We start from the raw sequence: 16466 nt of genomic DNA, 5'->3' as shown, positions 1-16466 counted from the left end.
CTCTATGGAAGACAGGCAAAAACCTCAAGAGGCTCAAGAACCTTCACAACCAGTGGAAGACCCAAGAGACCAAAGGATAAGGGAGCTTGAGGAGAAGCTCTCAAAGCTTGAAAATACCGCAAGGGTTATAAACCAAAGGTATGTAGACCTTCAGAGAGAAATGGAGTATTTAAAGGAAAGATACAGAAGGGACCTTGAGGAGGCAAAGAAATACGGGTATGAGAAGCTGGCTCTTGAGCTTTTGGAAGTGGTAGACAACTTTGAGAGAGCTTTTCAGTATGAAGGACAAGACCTAGAAGGGCTAAGAAGGGGCCTTGAGCTTATATACAAAGAACTTCTGAAGATATTGGAAAAGTATGGTATAAAGGAGATGCACCTTTTGGGCAAGGAGTTTGACCCATATCTTGCGGAGGCTATAGACAGGGAATATGCTCAGGATGCACCACCCAACACGGTAGTGCGTGTAGAGAGAAAGGGTTATTGGCTACACGATAGGGTGCTAAGACCTGCTAAGGTGGTGGTATCCTATTACGAAGAGGAGATTACCTAATGGAAATTCGTTTTAAAGACTTTCATCGTAAAATGACGCCTTTTAAGGATGAAAGCATGGATCAACTTCTTGAGGAACAGGTAAACCAGTGGATAAAACTCAACAAACCAAAGATAATAAATGTGGAAACCCTCTGGGAGAGAAATTCTCACGTTTCTGCGGGTATAAGGGTATGGTATATTCAGGACTGAAAAGAAGGGCTTGTATATTTATAGATGGAGCGAACTTTTACTTTGTCCAGAAGGATATCCTGCATCAACGCATTGACCTTATAAAACTTGTAAACTACTTTAAGGTGGATTTTGATATATACAACACCTTTTTTTATCTTGCCTACAGAGAAGGAGACGAAAAGCAAGAAAGTTTTGTTAAGATGCTTGCCTTTAGCGGTATAACGGTGGTGAAAAAACCCATAAAACAGCTCAAGGATGGAACTTATAAGGGAGACTTAGACGTGAACCTTACCATAGATGCCTTGCTTACCAAAGACAACTATCAGACCGCCATACTCTGCACTGGAGATGGAGATTTTGAAAAGCTGGTTTGGACGCTAAGAAACTTTGGAAAGGAAATAATATGTGTATCGACGCGCGAGGCTACCGCTGTGGAGCTTGTAAATGCCTGTGATAGATACATAGACCTTAGAGACCTTTTGCCTCTTGTGAAGTTAGAGGAAAAGGAATGAAGTTCTTAGTGGTAGGTGTGGGTGCTCTGGGAAGTGCTTACCTTGCCTTTCTAAGCAGGGCAGGTTATAAGGCGGTAGGGCTTTTAAAGAAGGGAAGGAAACTCCAAAGTATAAGGGTAGAGGGTATATGGGGTGAGTTCACTCAGGAAGTGAAAGCCATAGACACACTTGATGCTCTTGACTTTGAGCCAGATATCACCATACTAACAGTTAAAAGCTACGATACCATACAAGCTCTCAAGGATATAGAAAGGCTTAAAGACACTAAGAGCCTTTTTATGATAGCACAAAATGGTTATGGCAACTATGAAAAGGCTATAGAGGTTTTTGGCAAGGGTAGGGTTATACTTGCAAGGGTCATATTTGGTGCGGAGCTTTTGGAGTGGGGAAGGGTTAGAATAACCGTGTGCGGTGATGATGTGGTGCTTGGAGACCCAGAGGGCATAATAGAGGAGGCTTTTTTAAAGGAGTTAGCCAATACCTTTAGCAGTGCTGGCATACCCACCAGATACGAAAAGGAAGTTTATAAATACCTATGGGACAAAATTCTCTATAACTGTGCCTTGAACCCTCTTGGTGCTATTTTTGAAACCACCTATGGTAATCTTGCAAGCAATATATACACAAAAGAGCTTATGGACAAGATATTGGGAGAAGCCTTTGAGGTCATAAGGGTCAATGCCATTCCCACCTTTTGGCAAGGGGTGGAAGAATACAAAATACACTTTTATCATAGGCTTATCCCACCCACTGCGGAGCATTACCCTTCTATGCTTGCGGATGTGAAAAGGGGAAAAACGGAGATAGACGCACTAAACGGTGCTCTCCTTGAGCTTGGAAGGTCAAAGGGTATAACCCTTCCCGTTAACGAGATGGTGGTAAAACTCATAAAGGCAAAGGAGCTATTTAATCAACCTTTAGGACGGTGAGAAAGGCTTCTTGAGGAAGCTCCACCTTGCCAAACTGCTTTAGTCTCTTCTTGCCTTCCTTCTGTTTTTCAAGGAGCTTTTTCTTTCTTGTTATATCTCCACCGTAGCATTTTGCAGTTACGTTTGCCCTTAGAGGCGGTATTCTCTCCGAAGCTATTATCTTAGTCCCTATGCCTGCTTGAACCTTTACCTCAAAGAGCTGTCTGGGGATGACTTCCTTTAGTTTTTCCACAAGTTGACGCGCTCTTCTATAAGCCTTGTCCCTGTGGACTATGAAGGATAAGGCATCCACTGGGTCATTGTTTATAAATATGTTTAACCTAACAAGGTCTTCCTCTCTAAAGCCAAGAAACTCGTAGTCGTAGGAGGCATAGCCCCTTGAAACACCCTTTATCTTGTCATGAAAATCCATTATCACTTCGCTCAAAGGCATCTCATACTCAAGCATTACAGTGTTTGGGTCAAGGTAGATAAACTTCTTTTGAATGCCCCTCTTTTCTTGACAGAGGTTCATGATGTTTCCCACATAGTCTTTGGGTGTTATTACAGTAAGAAGCACAAAGGGTTCTTCAATGGCTTGGATAATGCCCCAGTTTTCTGGAAGCTCTGAGGGGTTTCTTATTTCCTTTACCTGACCATTTTTAAACCTTACCCTATAGACCACACTAGGTGCAGTGGTTACTATGCTTACGCCATATTCTCTTTCAAGTCGTTCTTGCACTATTTCCATATGTAGCAATCCCAAAAAGCCTACTCTAAAACCTAAACCAAGAGCCGGAGAGGTCTCTGGCTCAAACTGTATGGCTGCGTCGTTTATGGCATACTTCTCAAGTGCATCCCTTAGCTCTTCGTAAGTATAGCCTTCGGAGGGGTATATGCCTGCATAGACCATGGGCTTGGCTGGTCTAAAGCCGGGAACAGGTTCAGGTGTTGGGTTTTTAGCATCGGTTATAGTATCACCAACCCTTATATCCCTCACATCCTTTATAGACGCAGCAAGATATCCCACATCGCCAGCGGAGAGTTTTTCAAACTTGGTCATCTTTGGAGTTTGTGCTCCTACCTCTGTGACTTCAAACTCTTTACCAGTGGAGAAAAGCCTTATCCTTGTGCCTGGTCTTACCTCACCATCAAAGACCCTTACAAAGGCAACCGCACCACGATACTGGTCATAATAGGAGTCAAAAATTAATGCCTTTAGAGGTTTGTTTGGGCTTCCCTTTGGTGGTGGGATTCTCTTTACAATAGCCTCCAATATCTCCTCAATACCGATACCTTCTTTGGCGGAGGCTAATATAACATCCTCTGAGGGTAGTCCAAGTATTTCTTCTATCTGCCTTTTTACCCTTTCTGGGTCTGCGGCCGGCAGGTCTATCTTGTTTATAACGGGAATTATAGTTAGGTCCTGTTCTACCGCCTTCCAAAAGTTTGCAACTGTTTGGGCTTCTATGCCTTGAGTTGCGTCAACAAGAAGCAAAGCTCCCTCACAAGCAGCGAGAGCTCTTGAAACCTCGTAAGAAAAGTCCACATGCCCAGGGGTATCTATAAGATGTAAGGTATAGGTTTCTCCGTCCCCTGCCTTATAAAACATTCTTACCGCTTGAAGTTTTATGGTTATGCCTCTTTCTCTCTCAATCTCAAGGGTATCAAGCATCTGCTCCTTTAACTCCCTTCTTGAGACAGAACCAGTGTATTCCAAAAGCCTGTCCGCAAGAGTGGACTTGCCATGGTCCACATGTGCTATTATGGAGAAGTTTCTCACTCGTTCCATAAGATTTATATTTTATGCCTACTTTAGGCTTTTATCCTTTTTCTTATATAAGCATTATCTAATATAAGCCTCGTTTATATTCATCTGTAGAAGTTCTTATTGCCAAGAATTGTTAACTCTCATACATTACTATCTTGACATGTGGAAGGTATTAATAGGTACAGTTTTGATATTTTCGGTAAGTTTTGCAAAGTGGTTTAACAAAGCCTCAGAAGGTTTAGAATACGCCCAGAGAGAAAACAAGCCTGTTGCCTTCTACTTCTATGGAAACTACTGTCCCTATTGTGCCCAGATGGAGGAGTTTGTCCTTAATCAAGAAGATGTTCAAAAAAAGTTGGAGAATTTCGTAGTGATAAACCTCAACATATCCTCTGACGACGGAAGCAGATGGGCAAGAAGGTTAGGTGTTCCTGGTGTTCCTACCTTGGTCTTTTATGACCCAAAGCAGGAAAGGGTGCTTGGTGTCCTCTTCGGAAGCAGACCAAGGGGAGAAATCCTTAACACTATCCAGAGGATATGTAAGATGCAAAACATTAGGTCATGTTAAAAACCTTTAAGGAGGTATAAACCATGGACAGGAGAAGATTTTTTGCACTGTCCGCATTTGCAGTCGTAGGTTTAACCCTTGCCCCAGCACTTCAGCCAGCCTTTGGTGCCACAAAACTTGAAGAAGAGGTGCAAAAGAGGCTTGGAGTTCAGCTGTCTCAAATCAAAGAGGTGGAAGACATCAAACTCACAGCTCCTACCATAGCAGAATCTGGTGCCAATGTACCAATCACTGTGGAGTCCACCATACCCGTGGACAGAGTAGAAAGGCTCTGGATATTCGTTGACAAAAACCCTGTGCCTTGGATAGCGGATGTGTCCTTTACTCCTATGAACGGTCAGGTCTTTTTCTCCACAAGGATAAAGATGGGAGAAACCTCCAATGTGAGGGCTATCCTCAAGCTCAAGGACGGCTCCTATGTAATGGCAACAAGGGAAGTCAAAGTTACCGCTGGCGGATGCGGATAATTCAATAGATTTCTAATCTCAAAATTCTATACAGGAGGTGCAATATGGCAGTAGGGACTGGCATACTTCGTGTGCCAAGAGAAGCAAAGAAGGGAGAAGTTGTAAGGGTGCAGATGGTTATAACCCATCCCATGACACCACCAAGGAAAGACCCACAGACAGGACAGGAAGTGCCTGCTTATACTTTGACCAAACTTGAGCTTTTCTTTAACGATAAGCCTGTAAGCACTGTGAACATGGGTGCTGGTGTGAGTGCAAATCCCTTTATGGCTTTTACTCTAAGGGTGGAGGACAGTGGTGTTGTGAAGATAGTTTATGAGGACAATAAGGGTGGTAAGTGGGAGAGAACTGCGGAGATAAAGGTTTCTTAAGGGAGGTTATGTTATGAGAAAGAAAGCACTTCTGGCAGTGTTTACCGCCGGTGCTATCGCCGGTGGGCTTTTGTCTACAAAGGCTTTTGCTCAGGTTGAAGGAGAACTTTCTCCAGAAGAGGAAATCAGGCTCGTCCAAGAGTTCAATAGAATGCTCGCAGAAGGTATAAACCCCGGTGAAATATGGTATGAGGTGGGTAAAGAAGCCATAAAGAAGTATAACCTTGACAAGTGCGACCTTGGTCTTGGTCCTGGTGTTTTCAAAGGTGCTGCAGCACAACTTCCCAGATATTTCCCCGACGCAAAAAAGGTGATGGACCTTGAAACAAGAGTAGGATGGTGTCTACAACAGCACGCAGGAATGACACAGGAGCAGGTTCTCAATTTTGTGCGTCAATGCTGGGGTAAAACAGGTAACTGTGTGAGCGAATACGATGGAATAATTATGTATCTCACCATGGAATCCAATGGGCAGAAAATAAATGTAAACCTCAGAGACCCAAACGTCAAAAGGATGTATGATATAGGTAAGCAAATTTACTACGCAAGGCTTGGACCTTGGGACTTTAACTGTGCGACCTGTCATGCGGGTAAACAAGAGGTAAGAATAAGAGCAACGAAACTTTGGAGCATGGATAGACCTGGTGAAGTAGGCAGTGCGGTTTCCATCTTTCCGAAATATCTGGTTAGGTGGGGTCTTCCCATGACTATGCATTACAGATATTCGGAGTGTATGCGTCAGATGAGATGGCCAGAGTTTATACCCCACTCTGACCTTGGAGTAGCACTTTCTACATATCTCTATGGCTCTGCCAACGGCACAGAGATAAAAGCACCAGGAATAGGGAGGTGATAAAGATGAAAAAGGTTCTAATCCTTGCAGGTATTTCAGCCCTTTTAACAGGTGCTGTGGTTGAAGCCCAACAAAGAAAAAGTCAACCACAAAGACAACAAGCGATAAAACAGGAAGAAGTAATGCAGGTCTTAAAATCCAGTTTTTCTTCAGACCCAAGGTTTACATGGAAAATACAGCAAGACGAAGCTCAGAGAATATGCTCTCAGTATCCCAGCAGGGAACAGATGCCAGCACAGGCTATACAAAGGGTTATCCAGCTAAGCCAAGCGGAGATAAGGTATCCTCAATGGGGAATATATATGGGTGATTGGAAAGAAGGTAAGAAACTGGTGGACTCTCCAAGAGGTGGAAGGTTTGCAAGCTATGGATTCTCTGACAGACCCACCGATAGGGGCGGAAACTGTTATGCTTGCCACCTTATAGAAAAGGGTGTTCCTGGTGGGACAATGGGACCCAATCTTTACCGGTATGGTGAAAGGTGGGGTATAACAAAGGAAAATCTAAACAGCCCAGAAACGGTTGAAAAGATAAAGGCGGTTTATAACATAATATATAATTCTTGGTCTGCTTTTCCTTGCTCCTCTATGCCGAGGTTTGGCTATCACGGAAGCCTCTCTCCCGAAGATGTGGCAAATATAGTTGCCTATCTTCTCCATCCAGAATCTCCTGTAAACAAATAACTTTCTTGGGGGCTATGCCCCCTATAATATTTTCCAAAGGAGGTTATGCAATGGCTTTTAACAGGAGGGAATTTCTTGGATACTCCGCATTAGCTCTCTCTGCTTTAGCCTTTGCTCCAGAAGCCTTTGCGAGAAAACCTGTGAGCTTTGAAAAACTTATGGAATTCAAGCCCTATGGCAACCTTACCCTCGTATTCATATCGGACTTTCACGGACATCTCAAGCCTATGTATTTTGCAGAACCTATGAATCTATTGGCTCCGGAACCTTTAAGGGGGACTCCCGGATATCTTGCAGGCATGGACTTTTTGAAGTTTTACAACATAAAACCGGGATCTGTAGAAGCCTACATGGGTTCTTGTGTGAGCTTTATAAGGTTGGCAAGACGGTATGGTATGACCGGTGGTGGACCTCAGGTTGCCACTGTAATAAAGACCATAGTCAACGAAAGGGGGAAGGATAAATGTCTTGTGCTTGACGGTGGAGACACTTGGGCAACTTCTGGCATTGCAGTCAAAACTGATGGTATGGCAATAGTGGATTGGATGAACTATGTGGGCTTTGATTACATGGTCGCTCACTGGGATGTAACCGTAGGCAAAGAAAAGTTCTTAGACATAGTCAAAAATAAACTAAAAGCAAAGTTTATCTCCTACAACATAACCGAAGAGCCCTTTGGAGACCTCGTTTTTCCACCTTACGATGTGGTAGAGAAAAATGGAGTGAAGGTAGGTATAATAGGAAGCTCTTTTCCATTTACTCCCCTTGCAAACCCAAGAGTATACACGGAGGGTTGGAGCTTTGGCGTAAGACCTGAGGAGCTTCAAAAGTATGTCAACGAGCTTAGGGAAAACCACAAAGTAGACCTTGTTATACTGCTTTCTCACGATGGTCTTCCTCTTGATATAGCCCTAATGAAGATGGTCAAGGGTATTGACATAGTCATATCTGGGCATACTCACGATATAACTCCAACTCCTGTCAGAGTGGGAGATACGCTTATTATATCACCCGGCTCGCATGGGAAGTTTGTGGGAAGGATGGACTTAGATGTAAGAAATGGAAAACTTCAAGGATACAGGTTTAAGCTCATACCAGTGCTTTCTGATGTGGTTCCAGAGGATAGGGGTGCAAAGGATTTAGTGAAAAAGTGGTATGAGCCCTATGAAAAGGAGTTCAACACGGTAATAGGCACAGCTAATACGATACTCTACAAGAGAGATACTGTCTTTAGCACGTGGGACAGGCTTATAGGCGAAGCTCTTGCGGACTATTATCATGGTGTGGACGCGGTTATGTCTTTGGATGTGGGCACATCCCCGGGCTTTAGATGGGGAACTACTGTCCTCCCAGGTCAGAAGATAACTGTGGAGCATGTTTACGATGTGCTTGGCATGACCTATCCTGAGGTCTTTATTATGAAGAGAAAGGGAAGAGACCTCCTCGTGTTGTGGGAGGATGTGGCGGACAATGTTTTTAACCCTAACCCCCTCTATCAGCAAGGTGGAGACATGTCAAGGATATACGGTGTGGAATACGAGCTAAAAATAAACGCAAGGCAAGGTGAAAGGATAAGAAACGTAAAGATAAAGGGTAAGCCTATAGATATGGACAAGGAATACGTAGTTGCGGTCTACGGAGGACCACCTCCAATGGGAGTTGAGCCTGAAAAGAAGAACATAAGGGACATAGTGGTAGACTACATAAGGAAAAAGAAAAACATTGAAGTAGACAGAAGACCCAATGTAAAGGTGCTTGACCATCCATACAATACAGACTGCTACTGGAGGTAAGAAGATGCTGAAGTTTCTCCTTTTCCTCCTCCTGCCTCTTTTTACCTTTGCTATGGACCCTATAAGAGTGATGTATATTACCTATAACCTTAAGGAGAGGGATTTCAAAGCAGGAGTAGAGTCTGTAAGAAAAAGCATGGAGGCTCAAGGTCTAAAGGTATTGAGAACTCTTACCATTTCTGACGCCATAAGAGCGAGAGGAAACGAAACTTTCAGAAACTACTACGTTGTCTTCGGGTGCGAGTTTGATGGTATGGGAGACATTCTCCTCAAAGCACCAGCCCTTAGCAATATAGTCCCATGTAGTGTGGCGGTTTACGAAGAAAGAGGTAGGGTAAGGGCAACGGTGGTAAATCATCAGGTCTTTTTAACTCAATACAGAAACAACCTAACTCTATCTGAAAGAAGGGAGATAAGTCAAGTATATCGCAGGCTTCATTCAGCCCTTGCTTCTGTAAGCACCAACAAGCCAGCAATCCCTCAAGTCCCTGCCATGAAAGAAGACCTCGTCCACGAGGATGTAGTAGAGGATCTTGACTTTGACACCTTTAAGACCCTCTACAAAACAGCCCTTGATGGTGTGAATATGAACATCTTAGACATAATGGATATAAGAGAGGATAGTCCGAAGTTTTCCATATTCCTTGCATGTAATCTTAGCTACGGTGAAGCCATACTCAAGGATATACCTCAATTTGGGACTCTCGCACCCTGTAGAGTGTATCTATACGAAAAGGATGGAAAAGTTATTACTGGCTACATAAACATACCCTTCCTGCTTAGAAGCTATGGAAGGCACCTTAGCAAGGAAAACGCAGAGATATTCCGCAGGGCAGACCAAGACATAAAGCAGGCTCTCAAGGAGGCAAAGGGTGAGTAAGCTAATCGCCTTAATCATCCTTTCCCTACCACTGCTTTCCTATACCTATCCAAAGCACGTCAAGGAAACTTTGCGAGAGCTTTCACCCAATGTTTTTGGAGTTTTTGGAGTTTACGAGCAGGTAAACAAGCAAAACAGAGGCTTTATATCTAACGCCTACTTCGTAGTAACCAAGGATGGCGTATTCGTTATAGATGCCCTAAGCACTTACATACTTGGAAGGGAGCTTGTGGAGACCATAAGAACAAAAACAAGACTTCCCATAAAATATGTTCTTATCACCCATTATCACACAGACCACTTCTACGGAGTGAAGGCTCTAAAGGAAGCTGGTGCTGTAATAATAGCACATCCATGGTCTTACAGCTATCTTGCGGATGATGCTTCTAAAAGGATGTTCAATGCTAGGCTTGAAATCTTAGGTGAAGAGCTTCTTAAAGGAACAGAACTTATAGGACCGGACATAACTACATCCAGTAGTATGGTAATAAGATTAGGTGATGAGCTCTTTGAAATACACCATTGGTGTAAGGCTCATACGGATGGAGATCTTGTAGTTTGGATGCCAAAGAGAAAGATACTCTTTGCAGGAGACCTCGTTTTTGGAGGACGTGTCCCCTTCTTAGGCTCTGGTAATTCCCGCACATGGCTACTTTGCCTTGAGAAGATAAAGGAGCTTTCTCCAGAAATACTCCTTCCAGGACATGGTGAACCGCTCTATGGTAAAGAGGATATAAGTAAACAGGTAGGCTGGACGATGAATTATATAAAGGACATAAGGTCAGTGGTAAAAAAGTTATATGAGGGAGGCTACAGTGTGGAGGAAGTAAGGGACAAAGCTAACGAGGAGATGCTTAAGATAAACCCAGAATACTCACAGCTTTCAGTATTCTTTGAGGTTAATCCAGTGAACGCCTACTATCTTTACTTTGAGATAGAGAGGGAGATTTTAGAGGAACAAAGATAGTTCTATAGCTTTGTAGGAGCTTCTCACATTAGGTCCGCTTGCCACTTTTTTAAAACCTAAACTGTATGCCAGCTCTTCAAGGGTTTTGAACTCCTCCTCTGTGTAGTATTTAACCACTGGATGGTGTTCTTTTGAAGGCTGGTAATATTGACCTATGGTTAAAAGGTCGCAACCCACTGCCCTAAGGTCTTTCATAACTTGGATTATCTCTTCAAGACTTTCTCCAAAGCCGAGCACCAGTGCGGACTTCGTAAGTATATGAGGAGCGAGCTCTTTTGAAAACCTCAGCAGTGAAAGACTTCTCTCATACTTAGACCCAGCCCTTACAGGGTCATAGAGCCTTGGCACAGTCTCCACATTATGTGCAAGCACGTCCGGTTCGGAGGATAGCACTTTTGAAAGGGCTTGAGTATCGCCTTTAAAGTCTGGCACAAGCACTTCTACCTTTATACCCACTATGTTTTCCTTCAGGACTCTTACGCACTTTGCAAAATAACTTGCACCACCGTCTGATAGGTCGTCTCTTGTGGGAGATGTTAACACCACGTAGCTTAGCTTAAGGGTTTTGACCGCATGCAGTAGTTTATAGGGCTCTTCTGGGTCAGGGGGTAAGGGCTTTCCTCTTTGTAGATTGCAGAAGCTACAAGCTCTCGTGCATGTATCTCCCATTATCATAAAGGTTGCAGTGCCAGAGCCAAAACACTCTCCTATGTTAGGACATCGCGACTCTTCGCAAACTGTGTGTAGTCTTAAACTTCTCAGCAGTTTTTTAATCTCGTGGGTCTTTGATAGCTCTAATATGGGCTTCATAGGATAAAATCTTAGCAAAAGTCTGCAAAGAGCATATAATATACCCTATGGTTAGCACACTTCCACCAGAGGTTGTTATAAAGCTACAGGAAAAGTTAGGAAAAGAAGAAGCCATTGAGTTTATAAAGGCATTGGATGAGGCTATAAAGGAGCTAAGCCTCCAAAGAAAGTTGGAGCTAAGAGAAGAGCTTGCCAAGGAGCTGGTTACAAAAGCAGACCTGAGAGAAGAAACTGCAAAGTTAAGAGAACAAATTGCAGAAGTAAACGCAAGGCTTTCAAAACTTGAAACCTACATAAAAGTCCTCGTAGCCTTATTTTTGATAGCCATAGCCTTATACAGTCCAGTGTTTTTTGAGCTCCTTAAGCTACTCCTTAAACTCTAAAGGCTTATAATATACCCTATGGTTAGCACACTTCCACCAGAAGTTGTTATAAAGTTACAGGAAAAGTTAGGAAAAGAAGAAGCTATTGAGTTTATAAAGGCATTGGATGAGACTATAAAGGAGCTGAGCCTCCAGAGGAAGTTGGAGCTAAAAGAAGAGCTTGCTAAGGAGCTAGTTACAAAGGCTGACTTGAAGGAAGAAAGTGCTAAATTGATGGAAGAAATTGTCAAGGTAAGGGGAGAGGTGCTTGAGCTTAAAGCGAGGTTTTCAAAACTTGAAACCTATGTAAAAGTCCTCATAGCCCTATTTCTGATAGCCATAGCCTTATACAGCCCTGTGTTTTTTGAGCTCCTTAAGCTACTCCTTAAACTCTAAAGGCTTATAATATACCCTATGGTTAGCACACTTCCACCAGAAGTTGTTATAAAGCTACAGGAAAAGTTAGGAAAAGAAGAAGCCATTGAGTTTATAAAGGCTTTGGATGAGGCTATAAAGGAGCTGAGCCTTCAAAGGAAGTTAGAGCTAAAAGAAGAGCTTGCTAAGGAACTGGTTACAAAAGCAGACTTAAAAGAAGAGGGTGCAAAGCTGAGACAAGAAATTGCCAGATTGGATAGTCAAATCGCAGAGTTAAGAGGTGAGATTGGGGATTTAAGAGGTGAGATTGGAGATTTAAGAGGTGAGATTGGAGGAGTAAAAGGTCAAATTGCAGAAGTAAACGCAAGGCTTTCAAAACTTGAAACCTATATAAAAGTCCTCATAGCCCTATTTCTAATAGCCATAGCCTTATACAGCCCAGTGTTTTTTGAGCTTGTGAAATTACTTTTCAAACCTTAAAGATATGTTTTCCTTTAGGGTTATAAAATCTGACGGAAAGGCAAGGCTTGGAGAACTCATAACACCGCACGGTAAAATACACACGCCAGTCTTTATGCCTGTTGGCACTCAGGGAACAGTAAAGGCTATGCTCCACAAAGACCTTATAGAGATAGGCACTCAGATTATATTGGGAAATACTTATCACCTATACCTAAGACCGGGTGTAGAGATAATAAAGGAAGCAGGTGGGCTTCATGCCTTTATAGGTTGGGACAAGCCTATCTTGACAGATAGTGGAGGTTTTCAGGTCTTTTCTCTTTCACGAGGAAGGGGAGATGGAAAGTCAAGGGTAAGGGTCAGAGACGAAGGGGTGGAGTTTAGAGACCACCTTGCGGGAGACCTTCACTTCTTTACTCCAGAAAAGGTTATAGAAATTCAAGAAGCCTTTGGCTCTGACATCATTATGCCTCTTGATGAGTGCGTGGAGTATCCTACCACTTACGCCTACGCAAAGACTGCAGTTGATAGAACTATAGACTGGCTTGACAGGAGCATAAGGGCTAAGAGGAGGGAAGACCAGGTGCTTTTTGGAATAGTGCAGGGTGCTTTTTTTGAGGAGCTTAGGGTAGAGTCTGCTCTTAGAACTGTAGAAAGAGACCTCTTTGGCTATGCTATCGGCGGGCTTTCTGTGGGCGAGCCAAAGGAAATCATGTATGACATGACCGAGCTTGTGTGCCAATACCTTCCATGGGAAAAACCCAGATATCTTATGGGGGTAGGTATGCCTGAGGATATAATTGAAGCGGTGGCAAGAGGGGTAGACATGTTTGACTGCGTGGCACCCACACGCATGGCAAGGACTGGAACGCTCTTTACCTCAAGGGGAAAGATAAACATACGCAACGAAAAATATAAAAAGGACTTTTCTTCACCAGACCCAGAGTGTGATTGTTATACTTGCAGGAACTTCACTAAAGCCTATCTTAGACATCTCTTTAATGTGGAAGAGATATCCGCTTACATACTCAACACCATTCACAACCTTCGCTTTTACCATAGGCTAATGGAGAACATAAGAAAAGCCATAGAGGAGGGCAGGTTTGAAGAGTTCCGAAGTGCGTGGCACAGGTCCTATAGTCTACAGGCTTGACCTGCTTGCAAAGAAGATTCTTGTGCTTATGATGGTATTTTTGCTCTCTTTTTCTACGGAGATGGAGAGGGAGAACATAAGGCTCGCTCAAGCCTACTTTCATAGAGGATATATAGAATATCAACAGGGAAATTATCCTGATGCAATAGCCGTGTTTAGCAGAGCTTTTCTTGCGGATAGATCAGGATACTACGGTGAACTTTCTTATCTTTACATAGGTATATCCTACGCAAAGCAGTCCTATAGAACGGGTAAAAGGGGAGGTGTTCTTTCCGCAATAGCCTATCTTAACATGTATCCTTACTACTACAAAAATCCTACTTACCTTTTCCTTCAAAGAGAGTTCATAGGTGACGCATACCTTCTTCTTGGCTTTTACGACAGGGCAAAGGATGTGTTTTTTAACCTCTACAGAGATACGAATAGAGAGGATTACCTTTTAAAGTTCCTCTATGCGGACTCACTCTCAAAAGGGTTAAATAGCCAGCTTCTTGACAGTATAGACCCAGAAACTCTTGTAGAAGGGAAATACCTTTACCATCTTGTTAAGGGCTTTTACGCCTTCAATGTAAGCAGGTATCCTGAGGCTCTAAGAGAACTCTCTGAAGCTCGCACTCTTAATAGATATTTAGAGGATGACCCTGAATTTCTATACAGGTATGCGGTGAGTAGCTATATGGAAAAGGACTGGAGATCTGCGGCATTTTACTTTGAACAGCTTGATAGAAAGGATATATACAGAAAATATTTGGACTCTGTCAACTACTATCTTGCTCTTATATATCTTATGAGCGGAAATTATGCGGATGCAAAAAGAAGGGTCATGAATATATCAAGCTCTGGAGGCTTAAAGGCGAGCTTACTTTTCTCGCAACTCTGGCTTTATCCAGAATTTTTAGAAAAGTATGCTAAGGAATTAGGAGATTATAAAAGGATTTTGCAAAACATCTCTTGGACCTATTTAAACAGTGTTTACTCCAACCCTGCAATACTTGGACTTTATTACTACACTCTTAAAGAAAAAAGGATACAAGACCCAGACATTTTAAGGCTCAAAAGGCTCAGCTTGCCTAAAGAAATCATCTTTGAAGATATAAGAATAGAAACTGGACCTATGGTGTCCGCGCTGGGAAATCTCATGTCCGGATTGAACCCTTACGTTGAGGATGCGGGCTTTTTGCTAAGTCTATACAAGGTAAACCCAGACAATTATACTCTTCTCTTTGGCTATGAAAAGCTCGCAAGGGCTGTGGTTTATCTTGGAGACACTACGCTTAAAAACATTCCTGAGAGGTTAGAAGAACCACTAAGGAGCTTTCTTTTAGGTCAGCTCTTGCTCCTTGAAGGGTCAGAGGAGGGTTTGAGAATGATTGAATCCTACTTGCAAGGACTTACTGGCGAAGATAGGTTGGAAGCTCTTTTTATCAGGGGTATATACAGAAAAGACATAAGACTCCTTGAAGGTCTTGTTGAACAAGAGCTTCCACAAAGGGTTCTACCCTACTTAGAGCCTTCTCTCTTAGAGTTGGGGGACTTCTATTATAGTAGAGGGCAATATGAGAAGGCAAAGTCTTACTACAGGAGATATTTGGAGATAGCAGAGGAAAGCGACCTTTACTGGCTTACCGCCTATAAACTGGCAAAGTCTGGTGAATTAACCGGGGACGAAGAGACTATACAATGGGTCGTAAAAATGGCTCAAGGGAAAGATAATATTATAAGCAGGGTTATAATTATTCTATGGGGGTGATGAAGATGGATATTTTCAAGGGGGCGGACAAGATAATGCCTTATCTTAACTACGCATGGAAAAGGCATAAGATAATTCTTAGCAACATTGCCAATGCGGACACACCCAATTACAGAACCAAGGAGGTTGCCTTTAATCTCGCAGAGGACAGCAACTTAAGGGTTACACGTCTAAAACACATAAAGCCAGCAGGCTCTGAAGATTTTAAAGTTTTTGAAGTCAGAAAACGGCTCATAGGCAATGACCTTAACGATGTGAGTCTTGAGGAAGAAATGGCAAAGCTCAGCCAAAATAGGATAGCCTATGAGGTCTATATGAAATTTGCCACCGGAAGTCTTGAGAAGCTAAACAATATAATAAAGGAGGGTAGGCAATGATGGACCTTTTTAGAACCTTTGATGTGTCTGCAAGTGGAATGCAAGCTCAAAGAATAAGGTTTAACACCATAGCCAGTAACTTGGCAAACTTTGAATCCTACAAGGCAAACGGTGAACCCTTCAGAAAGTTAGAGCCAGTTTTTGAAGCGGTGCAAACAGAGGAAAGTCTACAGAAGGGTTATATACCTGTAAGAGTCAGGGAGATAAGGGAATCCAACGAGCCTTTTAAACTTGTCTTTGACCCTACAAACCCAAGGGCGGATGCAGAGGGCTTTATAAGATTGCCCAACGTAGAGCTGGTCAAAGAGATGGCGGATATGATATCTGCTATGAGGAGCTATGAGGCAAACCTAAACGCCTTCAAAACAACAAGAGAAATGGCACAAAGGACCCTTGAGCTATGGAGATAAAGGCTATAGAAGGTATTTTAGGGCAGAGGCTAACCCAACAAAAGAGCAATAAGGGAGATTTTCTGCAAGAGCTTGGCAGATTTGTCCAGTGGGTCAACAAGGAACAACAGAAAGCAGAAAGCATAAAGGAAGCTGTCCTTAAGGGTGCGGACATACCTCTCCATCAGATGGTGGTGGAGCTTGAGAAGGCTAAAACAGCCCTTAACCTCCTTATTCAACTAAGAAACAAGTTACTTGAAGCCTTCCAAGAGCTAAATAGAATGCAGGTATAAAG

At 42.9% G+C, this 16466-nt stretch carries 22 protein-coding genes; 20 read left to right on the top strand and 2 right to left on the bottom strand.

Going from position 1 to position 16466, the window contains the following annotated elements:
- Nucleotides 1-4 precede the first annotated feature (4 nt).
- Genes IAE16_RS07520 through IAE16_RS07505 form a run of 4 tightly spaced genes read left to right on the top strand, consistent with a single transcriptional unit; the run spans nt 5 to nt 2164 of the window.
- Entirely contained in the window at nt 5-550 is a 546-nt protein-coding gene (locus tag IAE16_RS07520) for a nucleotide exchange factor GrpE (protein WP_323700181.1), read from the top strand.
- Nucleotides 550-741: a hypothetical protein gene (locus IAE16_RS07515; protein WP_323700180.1), complete on the top strand. Its 192-nt coding sequence runs from the start codon at nt 550-552 to the stop codon at nt 739-741. The genes IAE16_RS07520 and IAE16_RS07515 overlap by 1 nt, the downstream gene beginning before the upstream one ends.
- Complete coding sequence (locus tag IAE16_RS07510; protein WP_323700179.1) at nt 723-1235, top strand: LabA-like NYN domain-containing protein; 513 nt, start codon at nt 723-725, stop codon at nt 1233-1235. The genes IAE16_RS07515 and IAE16_RS07510 overlap by 19 nt, the downstream gene beginning before the upstream one ends.
- Nucleotides 1232-2164 (top strand): ketopantoate reductase family protein, encoded by a 933-nt coding sequence (locus tag IAE16_RS07505; RefSeq protein WP_323700178.1) that lies wholly within the window; start codon nt 1232-1234, stop codon nt 2162-2164. The genes IAE16_RS07510 and IAE16_RS07505 overlap by 4 nt, the downstream gene beginning before the upstream one ends.
- Here the strand turns inward: IAE16_RS07505 and lepA are convergent.
- On the bottom strand, nt 2142-3935 hold the full coding sequence (lepA, locus tag IAE16_RS07500) for a translation elongation factor 4 (RefSeq protein ID WP_323700177.1): 1794 nt from the start codon (nt 3933-3935) through the stop codon (nt 2142-2144). The genes IAE16_RS07505 and lepA overlap by 23 nt on opposite strands.
- A gap of 166 nt (nt 3936-4101) precedes the next feature.
- Between lepA and IAE16_RS07495 the strand changes: the two genes are divergently transcribed.
- Genes IAE16_RS07495 through IAE16_RS07460 form a run of 8 tightly spaced genes read left to right on the top strand, consistent with a single transcriptional unit; the run spans nt 4102 to nt 10496 of the window.
- Nucleotides 4102-4482 (top strand): thioredoxin family protein, encoded by a 381-nt coding sequence (locus IAE16_RS07495; RefSeq protein ID WP_323700176.1) that lies wholly within the window; start codon nt 4102-4104, stop codon nt 4480-4482.
- 23 nt (nt 4483-4505) lie between these two features.
- Complete coding sequence (gene soxY, locus IAE16_RS07490; RefSeq protein ID WP_323699703.1) at nt 4506-4949, top strand: thiosulfate oxidation carrier protein SoxY; 444 nt, start codon at nt 4506-4508, stop codon at nt 4947-4949.
- Nucleotides 4950-4993: 44 nt separating this feature from the next.
- Nucleotides 4994-5320: a thiosulfate oxidation carrier complex protein SoxZ gene (soxZ, locus tag IAE16_RS07485; protein ID WP_323700175.1), complete on the top strand. Its 327-nt coding sequence runs from the start codon at nt 4994-4996 to the stop codon at nt 5318-5320.
- 13 nt (nt 5321-5333) lie between these two features.
- Nucleotides 5334-6173 carry a sulfur oxidation c-type cytochrome SoxA gene (soxA, locus tag IAE16_RS07480; RefSeq protein WP_323700174.1) on the top strand — a complete coding sequence of 280 codons (840 nt, stop codon included), beginning with the start codon at nt 5334-5336 and terminating at the stop codon, nt 6171-6173.
- A 5-nt stretch (nt 6174-6178) separates the two neighbouring features.
- On the top strand, nt 6179-6856 hold the full coding sequence (soxX, locus tag IAE16_RS07475; RefSeq protein WP_323700173.1) for a sulfur oxidation c-type cytochrome SoxX: 678 nt from the start codon (nt 6179-6181) through the stop codon (nt 6854-6856).
- 50 nt (nt 6857-6906) lie between these two features.
- Entirely contained in the window at nt 6907-8649 is a 1743-nt protein-coding gene (gene soxB / locus IAE16_RS07470; RefSeq protein ID WP_323700172.1) for a thiosulfohydrolase SoxB, read from the top strand.
- A 4-nt stretch (nt 8650-8653) separates the two neighbouring features.
- Nucleotides 8654-9529: a DUF302 domain-containing protein gene (locus tag IAE16_RS07465; protein WP_323700171.1), complete on the top strand. Its 876-nt coding sequence runs from the start codon at nt 8654-8656 to the stop codon at nt 9527-9529.
- Complete coding sequence (locus IAE16_RS07460; protein ID WP_323700170.1) at nt 9522-10496, top strand: MBL fold metallo-hydrolase; 975 nt, start codon at nt 9522-9524, stop codon at nt 10494-10496. The genes IAE16_RS07465 and IAE16_RS07460 overlap by 8 nt, the downstream gene beginning before the upstream one ends.
- Here IAE16_RS07460 and lipA read toward each other — a convergent pair.
- Complete coding sequence (gene lipA / locus IAE16_RS07455) at nt 10479-11306, bottom strand: lipoyl synthase (protein WP_323700169.1); 828 nt, start codon at nt 11304-11306, stop codon at nt 10479-10481. The two genes, IAE16_RS07460 and lipA, sit on opposite strands and share 18 nt — an antisense overlap.
- A gap of 47 nt (nt 11307-11353) precedes the next feature.
- Between lipA and IAE16_RS07450 the strand changes: the two genes are divergently transcribed.
- From IAE16_RS07450 to fliE, 8 genes are read left to right on the top strand one after another with little or no spacing between them, the layout of a single operon-like run.
- Nucleotides 11354-11689, top strand: coding sequence for a hypothetical protein (locus tag IAE16_RS07450; protein WP_323700168.1), 336 nt, complete (start codon nt 11354-11356; stop codon nt 11687-11689).
- A gap of 18 nt (nt 11690-11707) precedes the next feature.
- The gene (locus IAE16_RS07445) at nt 11708-12064 is read left to right on the top strand and encodes a hypothetical protein (RefSeq protein WP_323700167.1); all 357 of its coding nucleotides are present in this window, start codon (nt 11708-11710) and stop codon (nt 12062-12064) included.
- 18 nt (nt 12065-12082) lie between these two features.
- A complete protein-coding gene (locus IAE16_RS07440; protein WP_323700166.1) occupies nt 12083-12523 on the top strand; it encodes a hypothetical protein in 441 nt (146 codons plus the stop codon).
- Nucleotides 12524-12527: 4 nt separating this feature from the next.
- Complete coding sequence (gene tgt, locus IAE16_RS07435) at nt 12528-13655, top strand: tRNA guanosine(34) transglycosylase Tgt (RefSeq protein WP_323700165.1); 1128 nt, start codon at nt 12528-12530, stop codon at nt 13653-13655.
- Nucleotides 13606-15405: a tetratricopeptide repeat protein gene (locus IAE16_RS07430; protein WP_323700164.1), complete on the top strand. Its 1800-nt coding sequence runs from the start codon at nt 13606-13608 to the stop codon at nt 15403-15405. Before tgt ends, IAE16_RS07430 begins: the two co-directional genes overlap by 50 nt.
- A 5-nt stretch (nt 15406-15410) precedes the next feature.
- The gene (gene flgB, locus IAE16_RS07425; RefSeq protein WP_323700162.1) at nt 15411-15782 is read left to right on the top strand and encodes a flagellar basal body rod protein FlgB; all 372 of its coding nucleotides are present in this window, start codon (nt 15411-15413) and stop codon (nt 15780-15782) included.
- Nucleotides 15779-16192, top strand: coding sequence for a flagellar basal body rod protein FlgC (flgC, locus tag IAE16_RS07420; protein ID WP_323700161.1), 414 nt, complete (start codon nt 15779-15781; stop codon nt 16190-16192). The genes flgB and flgC overlap by 4 nt, the downstream gene beginning before the upstream one ends.
- Nucleotides 16183-16464, top strand: coding sequence for a flagellar hook-basal body complex protein FliE (fliE, locus tag IAE16_RS07415; RefSeq protein ID WP_323700160.1), 282 nt, complete (start codon nt 16183-16185; stop codon nt 16462-16464). Before flgC ends, fliE begins: the two co-directional genes overlap by 10 nt.
- Nucleotides 16465-16466 lie beyond the last annotated feature (2 nt).

It is taken from the genome of Hydrogenobacter sp. T-2, assembly GCF_033971325.1.
Lineage (GTDB): Bacteria > Aquificota > Aquificia > Aquificales > Aquificaceae > Pampinifervens > Pampinifervens diazotrophicum.
Note: the sequence above shows the minus strand (reverse complement) of the source record. Positions and strands in the feature narration are given on the sequence as shown.